This window comes from Halomarina pelagica (genome assembly GCF_024228315.1).
GTDB classification, from domain to species: Archaea; Halobacteriota; Halobacteria; order Halobacteriales; family Haloarculaceae; genus Halomarina; species Halomarina pelagica.
Map to the genome: position 1 here is coordinate 1,442,074 of NZ_CP100454.1, position 14,505 is coordinate 1,456,578.

At 70.7% G+C, this 14,505-nt stretch carries 15 protein-coding genes and 1 tRNA gene; 6 read left to right on the forward strand and 10 right to left on the reverse strand.

Translation table 11 applies throughout. The features are described 5' to 3' along the window. Positions 1-80: 80 nt before the first annotated feature. Together NKI68_RS07565 and NKI68_RS07570 are read right to left on the reverse strand one after the other, a co-directional pair. Positions 81-524, reverse strand: coding sequence for a DUF6069 family protein (locus tag NKI68_RS07565; RefSeq protein WP_254546108.1), 444 nt, complete (start codon positions 522-524; stop codon positions 81-83). Between the two features lie 45 nt (positions 525-569). Continuing rightward, the gene (locus NKI68_RS07570) at positions 570-980 is read right to left on the reverse strand and encodes a hypothetical protein (protein WP_254546109.1); all 411 of its coding nucleotides are present in this window, start codon (positions 978-980) and stop codon (positions 570-572) included. A 157-nt stretch (positions 981-1,137) separates the two neighbouring features. Here NKI68_RS07570 and NKI68_RS07575 point away from each other — a divergent pair, with 157 nt between their 5' ends. Further along, positions 1,138-2,661, forward strand: coding sequence for a Na+/H+ antiporter NhaC family protein (locus tag NKI68_RS07575; protein WP_254546110.1), 1,524 nt, complete (start codon positions 1,138-1,140; stop codon positions 2,659-2,661). A gap of 78 nt (positions 2,662-2,739) precedes the next feature. Here NKI68_RS07575 and NKI68_RS07580 read toward each other — a convergent pair whose 3' ends face one another. Further along, positions 2,740-5,424 (reverse strand): right-handed parallel beta-helix repeat-containing protein, encoded by a 2,685-nt coding sequence (locus NKI68_RS07580; protein WP_254546111.1) that lies wholly within the window; start codon positions 5,422-5,424, stop codon positions 2,740-2,742. 753 nt (positions 5,425-6,177) lie between these two features. Further along, positions 6,178-6,252, reverse strand: a tRNA-Arg gene (locus tag NKI68_RS07585). A 109-nt stretch (positions 6,253-6,361) separates the two neighbouring features. Here NKI68_RS07585 and NKI68_RS07590 point away from each other — a divergent pair. Further along, positions 6,362-6,934, forward strand: a complete 573-nt coding sequence (locus NKI68_RS07590; protein ID WP_254546112.1) for an AAA family ATPase — start codon at positions 6,362-6,364, stop codon at positions 6,932-6,934. Beyond that, positions 6,931-7,365, forward strand: a complete 435-nt coding sequence (locus NKI68_RS07595) for an RNA-binding domain-containing protein (RefSeq protein ID WP_254546113.1) — start codon at positions 6,931-6,933, stop codon at positions 7,363-7,365. The genes NKI68_RS07590 and NKI68_RS07595 overlap by 4 nt, the downstream gene beginning before the upstream one ends. Positions 7,366-7,455: 90 nt before the next feature. Here NKI68_RS07595 and NKI68_RS07600 read toward each other — a convergent pair whose 3' ends face one another. Further along, the gene (locus NKI68_RS07600; protein ID WP_254546114.1) at positions 7,456-8,499 is read right to left on the reverse strand and encodes a molybdopterin-dependent oxidoreductase; all 1,044 of its coding nucleotides are present in this window, start codon (positions 8,497-8,499) and stop codon (positions 7,456-7,458) included. Between the two features lie 169 nt (positions 8,500-8,668). On the opposite strand from NKI68_RS07600, the gene NKI68_RS07605 reads away from it, so the two are divergent. After that, a complete protein-coding gene (locus tag NKI68_RS07605; protein ID WP_254546115.1) occupies positions 8,669-9,598 on the forward strand; it encodes a CBS domain-containing protein in 930 nt (309 codons plus the stop codon). On the opposite strand, the gene NKI68_RS07610 is transcribed toward NKI68_RS07605, so the two are convergent. The 3 genes from NKI68_RS07610 to NKI68_RS07620 all read right to left on the reverse strand — a co-directional run bounded on the left by NKI68_RS07610 (position 9,550) and on the right by NKI68_RS07620 (position 11,712). Continuing rightward, the gene (locus NKI68_RS07610; RefSeq protein WP_254546116.1) at positions 9,550-9,807 is read right to left on the reverse strand and encodes a hypothetical protein; all 258 of its coding nucleotides are present in this window, start codon (positions 9,805-9,807) and stop codon (positions 9,550-9,552) included. The genes NKI68_RS07605 and NKI68_RS07610 overlap by 49 nt on opposite strands. A 179-nt stretch (positions 9,808-9,986) precedes the next feature. Continuing rightward, entirely contained in the window at positions 9,987-10,970 is a 984-nt protein-coding gene (locus NKI68_RS07615) for a nucleoside recognition protein (protein WP_368410937.1), read from the reverse strand. Between the two features lie 100 nt (positions 10,971-11,070). After that, a complete protein-coding gene (locus NKI68_RS07620; RefSeq protein ID WP_254546117.1) occupies positions 11,071-11,712 on the reverse strand; it encodes a DUF2238 domain-containing protein in 642 nt (213 codons plus the stop codon). Between the two features lie 90 nt (positions 11,713-11,802). Here NKI68_RS07620 and NKI68_RS07625 point away from each other — a divergent pair, with 90 nt between their 5' ends. After that, on the forward strand, positions 11,803-12,432 hold the full coding sequence (locus NKI68_RS07625; protein ID WP_254546118.1) for a metal-dependent hydrolase: 630 nt from the start codon (positions 11,803-11,805) through the stop codon (positions 12,430-12,432). A 134-nt stretch (positions 12,433-12,566) separates the two neighbouring features. Then, complete coding sequence (locus NKI68_RS07630; protein WP_254546119.1) at positions 12,567-13,373, forward strand: YihY/virulence factor BrkB family protein; 807 nt, start codon at positions 12,567-12,569, stop codon at positions 13,371-13,373. Here the strand turns inward: NKI68_RS07630 and NKI68_RS07635 are convergent. Together NKI68_RS07635 and NKI68_RS07640 are read right to left on the reverse strand one after the other, a co-directional pair. After that, positions 13,370-13,924: a magnesium transporter gene (locus tag NKI68_RS07635; RefSeq protein ID WP_254546120.1), complete on the reverse strand. Its 555-nt coding sequence runs from the start codon at positions 13,922-13,924 to the stop codon at positions 13,370-13,372. The genes NKI68_RS07630 and NKI68_RS07635 overlap by 4 nt on opposite strands. Beyond that, the gene (locus tag NKI68_RS07640; RefSeq protein WP_254546121.1) at positions 13,921-14,496 is read right to left on the reverse strand and encodes a magnesium transporter; all 576 of its coding nucleotides are present in this window, start codon (positions 14,494-14,496) and stop codon (positions 13,921-13,923) included. Before NKI68_RS07640 ends, NKI68_RS07635 begins: the two co-directional genes overlap by 4 nt. Between the last annotated feature and the right edge of the window lie 9 nt (positions 14,497-14,505).

Genomic DNA, 14,505 nt, shown 5'->3' on the forward strand with positions numbered 1-14,505 from the left:
GCCGACGGTCGGCGGTCGTCGGCAACCGTCGATTACGGTCGGGGGCGCAGCGGGCGCTCGACGGGGAGTCGGCGCGACGCTCAGCGGGCGACGATCTTCGTCCCGCGGACGAGCGCGACCACGATCCCGACGCCGACGACGAGGTGCATGACGCCGAGGACGGCCACGAGTTCGGTCGTCGCGCCGGGCAGGCCGGGGGCGACGGTGACGAGCGGGAGCGCGGAGAGCGCCAGGACGACCGCGGCGACGGCGACGAACCAGCGGTCCGGGCGGGCGACGAGGCGCGTCAGGACGGCGTAGACCAGCGTCGCGCCGACGGCGGCGACGGCGCTGCTCGTGACGATCGGGGTCCACCCCATCGGGTCGAACCCGGCGGGGACGACGAGCAGCGCCCCGGCGACGAGGCGGACGAGCGCCGCCCCGAGGACGGCGACGACGAGCGCGAGCGCGCCGCGGACGAGGAGGTCGCGGGAGCTTCGAGCGGGCGTTACGACGGACTCACGGGGAGTTTCGGCGGTAGGCATGACGCATACGATAGGACGGCTGAGGAAATAAACTCGTAGCCTCCGTCACGCGATCCCGTTGTCGCGCAGGAGGTCGCAGAGGACGTGCGCGTAGAGCACGACGGCGGTGAAGGCCGCCACCGGGACGGAGACCAGCGCGAGGCCCGCCACGAGGAGGCCACCGACGACGTGGTGGCTCAGGTGTCGGCGGCGCTCCATGCCGAGACCGCGGAACGTGCCCTCCTGCTCGACGAACGCGCCCCGGAGGTCGCGCAGTCCGGCGCGCAGGTGCGACCAGTTGCCCGTCTGGATCCGGGCGAGCAGGAAGTGATCGAGGTCGACGAACACGCTGAGCGCGACGCCGTATACCCAGAGCGCGACGAGCGCGACAGTCGAGAACGTCCCCGCGACAGCGAGGACCGCGACCGCGACGGCGCTGACGACCGCCCCGACCGCGGCGTGTTCCGGCGAGTGCATCGACTCCCCCGTCGTCGCCCGCACGTATCGTCCTGTCGCCGTCGGACCGCCTCCTCGACCCGCCCTCCTGACGGCTCGAACGCTACTAGCGGTACGAATATGCGTGTCATTCATCATCAGGTCAGATACAAATGCGGAGAGGGTATACGCGCTGGTAATGCCAGCGCTGTCGTTCGAACCGCTCACCTTCGAGGAGATCGACCCGGACGAGCGGCCGACCCTGGTGCAGGCGTTCGTCCCCCTGGTCGGGATGCTCCTGTTTCTCGGCGTCGGAAAGCTCGTCTTCGGTCTCGACCCCCAGTTGCCGCTCCTCTGGAGCATCGCGCTCACGGGCGTCGTCGGTCACTACTGGCTCGGCTTCTCGTGGGAGCGGCTGTACGAGGGCGTCGTCGACGGACTCGTGATGGGGATGCAGGCGATCCTCATCATCTTCGTCATCTACATGCTCATCGCCACCTGGATGGGCGCGGGGACGATCCCGGGGCTCATCTACTACGGTCTCGACGTGCTCTCGCCGCGGGTGTTCCTGCCCGCGGCCGCGCTGTTGGCGGCGCTCGTCGCCTTCGCCGTCGGGTCGTCGTGGACGACGGCCGGCACGCTCGGCGTCGCCTTCATCGGCATCGGGGCGGGGCTCGGCGTCCCCGCGCCGATGACCGCCGGTGCCGTGCTCTCGGGCGCGTACACCGGCGACAAGATCTCGCCGCTGTCGGACACGACGAACCTCGCCGCCGCCGTCACCAACACCGACCTCATGACCCACGTCCGGACGATGCGCGTCGGGACGACCATCGCGCTGGGCGTCTCCGTGCTCGGCTACGCCGCGCTCGGCCTCGGATTCGCGGGGGCGGTCCCCGCCGGCCGCGTCGACGCCATTCAGTCGGCCATCGCGGGGGCGTACGCGATCCACCCGCTCGTCTTCCTGCCGCTGCTGTTCACGTTCGCCCTCGCGCTGCGTGGCTACCCCGCGCTCCCGACGCTCGCGGCGGGCGCGCTCCTCGGCGGGATCACGCAGATCCTCGTCCAGGGCGGCCCGTTCGTCGGGACGTGGACGCTCGCCTCGCTCGGGCAGACCGTGACCGCCGCGTCGTTCACGGCGGCGTGGGAGGTCGCACAGAGCGGCACGTCTCCGGAGACGGGGATGAAGCTCGTCGACGACCTGCTCGCGAGCGGCGGCCTCGTCGGCTCCGCGTGGACCATCACCATCGTGATCCCGGCGCTCGCGCTCGGCGGGATGCTCGAACGGACGGGCGTGCTCGCGGTCGTCGCCCACTCCATCGGCCGGGCGGTCTCAAGCGTCGCCGGACTCACCGCGGGGACCGTCGCCGCCGCGTTCTCCATGAACGTCCTCTCCGCCGAGCAGTACATGAGCATCGTCGTGCCGGGGATGAGCCTCCGCGGCATCTACGACGACTTCGACCTGGAGAGCCGCAACCTCTCGCGGGCGGTCGAGGCGGGCGGGACGACCACGAGCGCGCTCGTCCCGTGGAACTCCGGCGGCGTCTACATGGCGACCGTCCTCGGCGTCCCGACGCTCGCCTACGCGCCGTACTACTTCTTCGGCTTCCTCTCGCCGCTGGTCGTCGTACTGATGGGTCTCGTCGGCTGGCGCATCACCGCGCAGGACGAGGAGAGCACGCCGGGGCTCGCCGCCGCCGCGCGCTCGCTCGCCGACGACGACTGAAGTACGAGAACGGCGAGTCTACCTCCGCTCGCTCGTTCCCGCCTCGCCCCGCTCCGCACCGCCCACACCGCGCGTCACCTACCCGAGGAACGAGAGCTGCGCCGTGCCGTCCATCCGGAGTTCCGTCAGGTCGCCGCTGAAGTGGTAGGCGTCGACGCCGCCGTCGACGCGCCCCTCCACCCGACCGCCGGCGACCGCGTCGGCCGCGCGGTCGTCGCCGCCCCACGGGTGCTCGGCGATGGTACCGTCGACCGCCAGCACGTACGAGCAGGGGTCGCCGCCGGTCCCGTCCACGACGAACGTGTGGGGCAGGACGGCCCCGTCGATCCCTCTCGAGGCGAGCAGCTCCGGGTCCACCTGTCGATCGTCGACGTAGACCGCGGCGGGACCGTCGAGCTGGAAGTCGGTGACGATCCCCGTAACGCGGTAGGCGTCGGTACCGCCCAGGACGGCACCCTCCGCGCTGCCGCCGGAGATGGCGTCCCCGGCGTCGGCCGCCTCGGCGTCGGGGTGCGGGTCGATACCGCCGCTGACGGTGAACCGGTAGGTCGCCGCCCGATCGCCCGTGCTCACGACCGCCAGGGTGTGGGAGGGACGAGACTCAGACAGGAGTTCCGAGGCGGTGACGGCCTCCCCGTCGAGTTCGATCTCGACCGGTCCGTCGACCTGGAAGTCGGTCACCGACCCGGTGAACCAGTACGCGTCGGTGCCGCCGACGAGAAAGCCGCTGGTCGCGTTCCCGTCGAGGTAGTCCTCCGTCCCGAACGCCGGGTCGAACGACAGATCGCCACTCACCGCGAACGAGTAGGGCGACGACTCCTCGGAGTGCAGTGTCAGGTGACGCCTGCTCCCGTCGGCGGGTGCGTCGTCCCCGGATCCGTCCGGCGATCCGTCGCCGACCGAGCCGTCGTCACCGGATCCGTCGCCGGTATCGGTCGATCCGTCGCCGGCGTCGCCACCATCCGTCTCCTCCGCGCGATCGTCCATCGAGCGGAGTTCCGAGGCGGTGACGGCCTCCCCGTCGAGTTCGATCTCGACCGGCCCGTCGACCTCGAACGAGGTGACGCGGCCCGTGAACCGATAGGCGTCGGTGCCGCCGACGAGAAAGCCGCTGGTCGCGTTCCCGTCGAGGTAGTCCTCCGTCCCGAACGCCGGGTCGAACGACAGGTCGCCGCTCACCGCGAACGAATAGGGCGACGGCTCCTCGGAGTGCAGTTTCAGGTGGTGTTCGGTCGTCTCGGCCGGTTCGGTCGTCTCGGCGGGGCGGATCGAGGGCGACGAGCCCTCGGCGGCGCTGTCGTCGTCGCTCCGTCGCCACCGCTCGCTCGGGAGGGGACAGGACTCGTCGTAGCGCAGGCCCCGCGTCTCCGCCGACGAGCGGACGTAGTCGATCGCCGTCCCGGGGACGTTGATCGTCGTGTTGTCGACGACGCAGTCGGGGGAGTCCTCCAGGTGGATGCCGTCGCCGTGCTCCATCTGGACGCAACAGTCGCGGACGACCGACCCGGGCCGCTTGTCGAGGAAGACCGCCCCGTCCTCGTTGCGCGCGGATCCCGTGATCGAGACGCCGTCGAGGGTGATCCCCCAGCTGTCCTTCGGGGGAACCCCGTGGGACGGGAAGCGCTCGCCGGGGGCGAACGCGAAGACCGCGGGCTGATCGTCCACGTCGTTGCGGATTCGCGTGTTCTGGATGGTGACGTCGCCGTCGGAGGCGTTGACGACGATCGCGCCCATGCCGGGGGTTCCCCGGTACGCGCTGCGCACGACGACGTCGCAGTCGTAGACGCCGCCGCCGGTCTTGCCCCACGGTCCGCTGGAGAAGTACAGCCCGCTGACCCCGCCGGGGTCGCCCGTGTTCTCCGGGTGGGCGTCGTCCCAGTCGAGGACGATCGTGGAGTCCCGGACGTAGGATCCCGCGCCGAGGCGTAGAACGGCCATGTCGTTGTTCTTGAAGAGGCAGTTCTCGAAGTTGCACGATCCCTCGTGCTTGCCGGTGTAGAGGCCGCCGTCGCCCGCCGCGTTCTCGATGTGACAGTTTCGCCAGGTGAGCGTCCCCCTGTGTCCCTGGAAGACGCCGCCCGCGCCGTCGTTGACGCCGTGCGGTTCGAAATCGGACGGGCCGGTGTGGACGAACCCCGTAACGAGCCCCTCCCCGTCGGGATCGGTGATCTTCGGGAGCAATCCCCAGCGGTCGGTGTCGCCGCTCGTGTTGAACCCCGCGAACTCGACGTCGTGAACCTGGAGTCCGTCGCGAATGCGGACGACGTTACCGATGTCGCCGCCGTCCCGGCGCATCCGCTGCTGGAAGGTGAGGTTCTCGATCAGGACGTCGCTACCGTCGCGGATCCAGAGGAAGTACGACGACTCGCCGGGGGGCGTGACGAACTCGACGTCGTTCCGGTGCGCGCCGAGTCCCCGGACGCCGAAGCGGTTCAGCTCGCGCTGATCCTCGTATCCGGTGAAGAGGTATCGACCCGGCGGGAACTCGACGAGCGTCCCGTCGGTCATCGCGCCGTAGAACGCCTCGTCGATCGGTTCCTCGCCGCCGGGGTCCATCCCGAGGTCCTCGACGGCGTTCAGGACCCGGTCGAACTCGATGCCGTGGCGGGTCGTCCCCGCCGCCCGCCCTACCCGACTGCCGATCGCGACGACGCCCGCCGCCGCCGCGCCGAGCCGCAGGTACTCGCGTCGATCCAGAAGCGACCGGTCCGCCTCCGCCTCCCCCTCCATCGGGGGGCCATCGTCCGCTGCGGATTCGCTCACGCTCCCACGTGCCAATTCGTCCATGCCACCATCATTCATCGGGTACGATGTAATAAGTATTTTGTTGTATATCAAAATTAAAAGATAGTATGTTAGAATAACATGTAAGTTAGCCAGATACCAGGAGACGGCCGATCTCCACTATCGGAATTGCCACATGACGGGGTAGACACGCCGCTCACACGAGTAGTAGAATGTGCGCCGAATCTATCGTATAACGGTCTAGCCAGATGTAAAACACATATTATAGGTGTAAATACCATCTCCTATTCCATATCGTCAGTATCGACCGTATCCAGTAGGGCCAAAAGATTCAACACCGAGAAGGTACGCGCTCCGTCGAGAGGGGGGACGTTCCCGACGCACCACCGTCGGCAGAATCCCCGGACGGCAGGCGCTCCCGTAGCAGACCGCGGGCGCACGACCTGCCGGGGCCGGTCCACCGAGCGTCGAGGGCACCCACGAGTAGCGTCGCTCACGGCTCACCGCCGGTCGACGGCGGTGACGAGTCCGAGGGGACTCGAACCACGGTCGCACGGTTCCTCGCTTCGCTCGGACTGCGTGCTCCCTGATTCGAATCGCCACCTCGATCCGCTGGCCGTCGCTCACGTCCGTTCGCGACAGGCCAGCGAGCACGGTGGGATTCGAACCGGAGGGAGACGGTCGCCCTCACTCCGTTCGGCCGCTGCGACTCCCAGGGTTCGAATCCACGAGGATCGTCACTCACGGCTCACTGTCGTTCGCCGGAGGTGACGAGCACGGTGGGATTCGAACCCACGACCATCGGATTAGAAGTCCGACGCTCTATCCTAGCTGAGCTACGTGCCCTATCGACGGGTTCACGCGAGAGCATCAAAAGGAGTCGGTTTCGTGCAGCGCCCGAGGCGGCCCGGACAGAACACAGCCGTTAAGAACGGAACGGACCGACTCGCGGGTAATGGGAGTCATCGGGACCGTCGGCCTGCCGGGCAGCGGAAAGGGCGAGGCGGCGACCGTCGCCCGCGAGATGGCGATTCCGGTCGTGACGATGGGCGACGTCATCAGGGAGGAGTGTCGCCGCCGCGGCCTCGACCCGGCCGACCACCACGGTGAGATCGCGCGTCGACTCCGCGAGGAGGAGGGACCGCTCGCGATCGCAGAGCGGTCGCTCCCGCACGTCGAGGAGGCCCTCGAAGGGAGCGACACCGTCCTCGTGGACGGCCTCCGATCGGACGCCGAGGCCGAACGCTTCGAGGAGCGCTTCGGGGAGGCGTTCACGCTCGTGGCCGTCACCGCGCCATTCGACCTCCGCGCGGAGCGCGTCGGCGCGCGGGCACGGGACAACACCGACCACGACGGCGAGTCGCTGGCGGCGCGCGACGAGCGCGAACTCGGCTTCGGCATGGGCGCGGCCATCGAGCGCGCGGACGTGACCATCGAGAACGACGGGAGCCTCGAATCGTTCCGCGCGCGGGTGCGGGAACTGCTGGAGGAGGAGGGAGGAAAGGAGAGAGGGGGGTGCGATCGATGAGCGCCGTCTACAGCGTCGACGTGACGATCCGCGCGCCGGTGCGCGCGACGGAGGTGACCGACCGCGTCGCGGACGCGATACGGAACGTCTTCCCCGGCGTCGAGGTGGAGGAGCGCCCCGGCGAGGTCGTCGCGACGACCCACTCCCTCGAGTCGTTCTCCGAACACCTCCACCGCGCGGAGATCCTCGACACCGCCCGGATGACGTTCCTGGGGAACCTCGAGGGCGACACCTTCGCGTTCCGGTTGAAGAAGCAGGCGGCGTTCGCGGGGCGGGTCAACTTCGCCGTCGGCACCCCCGACGAACTGGGCGACATCGAGGTCGAGGTGACCGTCCGCGATCCGGACCCCGAGACGTACGTCGACCACGTCGCGCCGCCCACGGAGGACGGCGTCCCGATCGACCCCGACGAGCGCGGTTCCGATCGGTGAGCGGGGAGAGCGCGGCGAGCAGGGAGAGCCGGCGACCGGCCGCCGATCTCCCCCGACCCGTCAGTCCAGCCTACCGACGAAGCGGTCCCGTCAGTCCAGTCCGCTGACGAAGATGGCGATCCACTGCCCCCAGTCGCGCGTCTCGCGCACCTCGACTGCCGTGACCCACTTGACCCACTGGAAGCCGCGCCGCCCGGGCGCGACAACGCGGAGGGGGAAGCCGTGGCCGTGGTCGAGGCGCTCGCCGTCGACGTGCATGGCGAGCAGCACGTCGCGGGCGACGTCCACCGGGAAGCCGAAGCGGTAGCCCGTCACCGAGTGGAAGGTCACCCAGCGCGCCCCCTCGCCGACGCCCGCCTCGTCGAGCAGGTCGGCGACGGGGACGCCCCGCCAGTCGCGCTCGACGAACCAGCCGCTGGTGCAGTCGAGCACCTCGCGCCGCTCTGCGCGCGCGTCGAGGTCGCCGTACCCGAGCGTCAGCGGGCGCTCGACCGCCCCCGCGACGTGGAGTCGCCACGCCTCGGCGTCCACGGGATCGGGATCGTCGAGCACCCAGCTCGTCACCGGGAAGCGGTTGCCTGACCCGCCGCGCGGCTTCGAGCCGGTGAACCGGCGGTCCGCGCCGGCCGTGTCGAGGGCGGCGACGGCGGCCTGCTGGACGCGCCAGGCGAGCGCGCCGAAGAGGACGAGCCCGGCGTACTGTAGCGCCGTCCGGCGGCCCTCCCAGTCGGCGCGGGCGGGCGTCCGGAAGCGCTTCGCGAGGTGATAGAGGACGAGCGGGACGACGAGCACGCCGAGGGCCATGTGGAGAGTGAGCAACGTCCACCCCGCGAGGTCGGGATCCGCGCCGAGTACCCACGCGATCCCCGTCGTGAGCGCCGCGAGCGCGACGGCGGCGAGGAGCACCGACAGCGCGACCGTGCGGTCCGGGCGGACCGTCACCCGACGGCGGACGCGCCGGAGCTTCCAGAACAGGAGGACGACGAGGACGAGGCCGCCCGCGCCGTGGAGGACGAAGAGCCACGCCTCGCGGGCGCTCCCGGCGGTGAGGCTGACGACGCCCGTGACGACCGCGAGCGTCACGAGGACGAGGACGGTCCAGTCGACCAGCCGCGGACGGGGTTCGAGGCGCACGGGCGTCCTAGGCCCCGGAACCACATAGGGTGTGCGAGGGCGGGCGTGATCGCGATCGGACTGCACGACGGCGGAAGACCGCTATCGGACGGGGGGACGGGCCGGACGCGGTCGACGCGGCGCGGAGACAACAGCGTCATACCGTTCGGGGGACTCCATTCGACAAGCAATGTTCATCCCGCTGCGCGTGCGTGACGTGATGACGGAGCCGGTGGAGACGACGGATCCGGGGGCGGCCGTCGCCGACGCGGCGGGCCGCCTCCGGACCGGCGGGATCGGATCGCTGGTCGTCGTCGACGGCGGACGGCCCGCCGGCGTCGTGACGAAGTCCGACCTCGTCCGCGTGCTCGCCGACGGCGCGGACCCGGAGACGGTCACCGTCGAGTCGACGATGTCCTCCCCGCCGGTGACGATCGGTCCCGACGCCCCGCTCGAACGCGCGGCCGAGACGCTTGAGGAACACGAGATCGAGCACCTCCCGGTCGTGGCGGACGGCGACCTCGTCGGCATCGTCACCACGACGGACCTCACCTACCACCTCCCCGAACTCTCCCTCCAGCACAACTGGCGCGAGATCGGCGAGTTCGCCCGACTCGGGAACGACGAGACGGCCTACGAGTCCGCCGAGTGGGAGTTCACCCACACCCGCGAGAACGGCGCTCCGGTCGGCGTCGGCGACACGGTGCGCTTCAGCAAGGAACTCTCGGAGACGGACGTGCGGTCGTTCGCCCAGTCGAGCGGCGACACGAACCGCCTCCACCTGGACGACGAGTTCGCCCGGGAGACGCGCTTCGGGCGGCGGATCGCCCACGGAACGCTCGTCTCCGGCGTCATCAGCGCCGCGCTCGCGCGCATCCCCGGCCTCACGATCTACCTCTCGCAGGACCTCCGCTTCCTCGCGCCGGTCGACGTGGGCGAGACGGTCACCGCCGTCTGCGAGGTCGTCGAGGACCTCGGCGGCGACAGGTTCCGCCTCATGACGGCCGTCTACGACGAGGACGGCGAGCGCGTCGTCGACGGCGAGGCGATCGTCCTCGTCGACGACACGCCCTACGACGTCGAGGAGAAACTGGAACCGGTCGAGGGCGACGACGACTGACTACTCGCGCCCGCCGCGAGGAACGATCGGTTCTCCCCGTCGACGAGGTTCGCCAGGCGGCGGGTGCAGGCGGCGTCGAACGACAGCGGCGCGCCCGCCAGCCGGGCGAGCGAGATGGCGTCGTCGGCCTCCCTAACGGTAGGCGGGGCGCGGCGGTCGGCGGTCGGAGACGGTCGGTACGTCGTGGAACTCGGTGGGTGGGTGCTCATCGTGCGAGTGGCGTGGTGTGGCGTGGTGGTCTGCGGGCGGGGCGGGGGTCGAACCGTCACCGAGCGCGTACCGGGTGCATGACTGTACGCCACTCGACGGGTGTATCCATCATAAACGTTCATGTCAAAACAGTCGTTGCCGCCGGTCGGGCGTGTTGACACGCGCCGCGGTCGCGGCCCTACGGCCAGGCGAGCAGCAGCACCACGGCGACAGCGATCCAGAACACCTTGAGCGCGGTGTTCACGAGCACGACCTTCGAGCCGAACTCGGCCCCCCAGATGCCGTACTGAAACGGGATCGAGCGCTTGAACGTGGAGACGGCGAAGGAGACGACGCCGCCGACGAGCATCGTCGCCACGGCGGTCCGCGGGGTGAACACGCCGTCCTCGACGAGCGGCGCGAGCACGAGCGCGCCGTTGGTCGTGTCCAGGGTGAACACCGCGATCACCGGAATCGCGGCGACGGGTAACCCGATCAGATCGGCGAGCGGGTCCGCCGCCCCGCCGACGCGCGTCAGGTCGTAGCGCGCCGTCAGGAGGGCGACCGCGGCGTAGACGACCAGCAACCGCGGGAGGACGTCCCGCGTCTTCCCGAGGCCGCGTTCGACCGCGTCGCGGAGGAGGACCGGCAGCGGTCGGTCGTCGCTCCCGCCGCTCCCGCCGCTCCCGTCGGCCTCGACGGTCGGCGTCGCCGCCCGATCCGCGCGGTCGTCGAGCAGGAGCGCGCCGGCGACGACGCCCGTGCAGGTGATGGCGAGCGCGACGGCCGCCCGCGCGCCGACGTAGAGCAGGCCGACCTCGAGACCGAGGATCGGGATCAGTACCGGCGCGTAGAAGGTGAACACGTGCTGGACGAACCCGAAGAACGTGTTGATGGTGACCGCGACGAGCGTCGCGCGGTCGTCGAGCGTCCCCGACTCGCGGAACTCCGCGAGCATCCCGTAGCCCGCCGTGGTCGAGGCGGTCGTGGTCAGGATGGCGGTGCCGACCTCCTCGGGGAGGTTCGCCGGGCCGGTGAGCGGCCTCGACAGGCCCGCGATGGCGCGAACCGCGCCGAGACCGACGAGCAGGTCGGCCAGCGCCACCCCGACCGAGATGAGCAGCGCGATGGTCGCCACCCGCGGCAGCACGGTCCCGAGCGCGAGATCGACGAGTCCCGGCACACCCGCCCTAGCGCCGCTTTCGGCAAGTGTGCGTCGATCCGCCCACCTCGCGGACTTCCACACAACTCACGCCCCGCGCCTCACGCCCCGCGCCCCGCGCTCACTCCGAGGCGTCGCGGAGGCGCTCCAGTCGGTGCGAGAGCGTGGCGGCGAGCGAGGAGACGGCGCGCGACCCGAACAGCGCGACGATGAGCGCGCCCAGGGTGTCGAACAGGAGGTCCACCACGGTGTCCTCGACGCCGTACTGGTAGAGGACGGGGTCGTACCCGGTGAGCGTCCCCACCTCGCGCGCGAGGAACTCGAGGACCTCCCAGAAGACCCCCAGCGCGACGGTGAACAGCAGGATGTAGACGAAGAGAAACGACTGCGTGAAGTGGACGGCGTCGGAGTGCTCGTCGAGCACCTTCGCGGTGGCGTAGCCGACGGCGGCGACGATCGTCGCGGAGAGGGTGTGTGTGAGGTGGTCCCACCACCACACCCGGGTGTAGACGCCGAGCATGCCGATCGCGTGGAGCGACAGCGCGGCGGTGATCCACAGCGTCACGCCGGGATCGAGCGGGAGGCTGAAGTCGCGTTCGAGGACCGCCGGGAGGACGGTGATGGCGAGCGCGACGGCGGCGTTGACCACGACCCCGACGTTGTGCGTGAGGACGCCGGCGACCAGCACGATCGCGATCGCGACCTGGAACAGGCGGGTGATCCCCCGCTCGGAGACGCCCAGGTACTCCCACACCACGCTCATCGCACGGACTACGCGCCCCTCCGGCTAAACCGTGTCCCCGCGGATCCGACACGACATACGTTTATCCCGCACCTCCCTACCGACGGTCACATGATGGCAGTGACGCACGTCCTCGTGGGCATGGCGCTCTCGGGTGTCGTGCTCGCGTTCGCCCCCGACCTCGCCCCGGTAGCCCTCGCCGCCGGCGCGCTCGGCGGCGCGTTCCCCGACTTCGACCTCTACGTGGGACACCGGCGCACGCTCCACTACCCCGTGTACGCGACGCTCGGCGGGCTCGTCGCGCTCGCGGTGAGCGCAGCGACCCCCGCGCCGCTCACGGTGGCGCTCGCCGCCTTCCTGCTCGCCGCGGGCGTGCACGCCGCGATGGACGCCCTCGGCGGCGGTCTCGAGCTGAAGCCGTGGGAACGCACCTCCGAACGGGCGGTGTACAGCCACTTCCACGACCGCTGGCTCCGCCCCCGTCGCTGGGTGCGCTACGACGGCGCGCCGGAGGACCTCGCGCTCTCCGCCGTCGTGGCCGCGCCGCTGCTCGCGCTCTACGACCCCCCCGTCTCGCTCGCCGTCGGCGCGCTCCTCGCGGTGGCGATGGGATACGCGCTGCTCCGCAAGCGCCTCGCCGACTGCTGGGCCGTGCTCGTCGCCCTCCTGCCGCCCTCGCTCGCGACGTACCTCCCCGATCGGTTCGGCGAGGTGCGGGGAGACGGCGGCGAGGTGCGGTGAGGCGGCGGGGAGACGGCGGTGAGGCGGCGGGGAGACGGCGGGAAGGTGGGCGGACGCGCCGACCCGCCGACAGCCTATTTATACGGGGGTAACGAACCGCCGGCGTGGCCTTGACGGAGCGACTATTGGGGAGGGTGGCGTCGGAGCGAGTCCGTCGAACGGGGCTGGACGTCGTCGGACTCGCGCGGGAGAAGCAGGTGACGACGGTCGCGGCCAGCCTGGGGTACCACGCGTTCAACACGCTGGTCCCGCTCGCGCTGTTTCTCGTCATCGGCCTCTCGCTGTTCGGGGGGACCGATCAGGCCGCCCGGGTGGTCGAGTCGACGACCGGCGTCGGTTCGACGCAGGTCCGCTCGCTGGTCCGCTCGGTCGTGAAGACCCGGACGGGGCGCTTCCGGGCGGCCGCCCTCGCGTTCCTCATCCTCGCCTGGAGCGCCGTCCGGACCTTCCGGGCGACGAACGGCGCGTTCGTCTCCATCTACGGGACGAGAGAGGGGACGCGGTGGACCGAGCGGGCAGTCGACATCGCGCTCGCGACGGTGACCATCCCGCTCGCGCTCGTGCTCGTCGGCGTCGGCGGCGTCGCGGTCACGTTCGCCGGCGACGGGTTCGTCTGGCGGATCGTGAGCCCGTTCGTCCTGTTCGCGGCGCTCGTCGTCGCGTTCCTCCCCATGTACTACCTCTTTCCCGCGGCCGACGTGACCGTTCGTGAGGTGCTCCCCGGCGCGACGTTCGCGGCCGCCGTGTGGACGCTCTCGGGCCTGTTCTTCCGCTTCTACGCGACGATCTCCGGGAGCGTCCACTTCTACGGCGTCGCCGGCGGGCTGTTGCTCCTGCTGACGTGGCTCTACCTCGGCGGCCTCGTCGTCCTCGTCGGCGCGATCGTGAACGCCGTGCTCGCCGGCCGGACCGAACCCGACGAGGAGTGGACCCTGGACTAGAGCAGCGACTGCACGACGACGAACAGCACGATCACCCCGAGCACGTCGCAGACGTTCGTCACCACCGGGATGACGACGTCGTCCGGGTCGAGTTCGAACCGGTAGGCGGCGTAGGTCGCGGTGACGGTCACCGCGACCGCGAGGACGGCCAGCGCCGCGCCGCTGAGGGTGGCGACGAGGACGACCGTGAGGAGCCGCAGTTCCGACCCGCCGGTCACCGAGGAGAGCGCCCACGCCCCGATCCCCACGACCGGGAAGACGGTGAGCGCGAGCGCCACGGTGGCCCCGGCGTTGCCGAGGAGCGTGTCGTCCGGGCCGAACGAGAGCGTCCCCAGGTGGAACGCCGTGGACAGGCGGGCGGCGAGGACGCTCCCCAGGTTCCCCGCCGTCCCGATGGTGACCGGCACCAGCACGAGCAGCGAGGGGTACCGAAGCAGCGTCGCCTCGAAGCTCCCGAGGACGAGCCCGCTCCCGATCTCGACGAGCGTGAGCGCCAGCAGGATCGGCAGCATCGCCCGAGTGATGGCCCGCACCGACCACTCGGTCGTCATCCGGCCACCTCGAGGACGAGCCGAACCGCCAGGTAGAGGAAGGTGACGCCGAAGACGTCGCCCGCGGTCGTGACGATGGGACCGACGAGCGTGTCGGGGTTGTACCCCCGCCGATAGCCGGCGAAGACGACGGCGACGACGATCGCCGCGAGGACGACGCCCGAGAGGAGCGCCGCCACGAGCGAGATCGCCACGAGCACCCACAGCGGCGCGGCCGGCATCGAGAACAGCGCGAGGACGACGTACGCCGCCACCGCCGCGAACGCGCTGGCGATCACGCCGTTGCCGATGGCGGCGGCCACCGCCGATCGCAGGCGCTCGTCTGCCTCCGCCAGGGAGGGGGCCACCAGCCCCTGGTGGAGCGCCGTCGAGACGCGCGCGCCGAGCGATCCGTAGACGTTTCCGCGCGTCGCGAGGATGGCGGGGACCAGCACGAGCAACCCGGGGACGGCCTCGAACTCCGCCCGCATCCCGCCGAGGACGACGCCGGCCAGCAGGCCGCCCACGGCGCTGGCCGCGAGCGCGGGCAACCCCTCGCGGTAGGCCTCCCCTGCCACCTCACGGACGGTCATTCGTCCGTG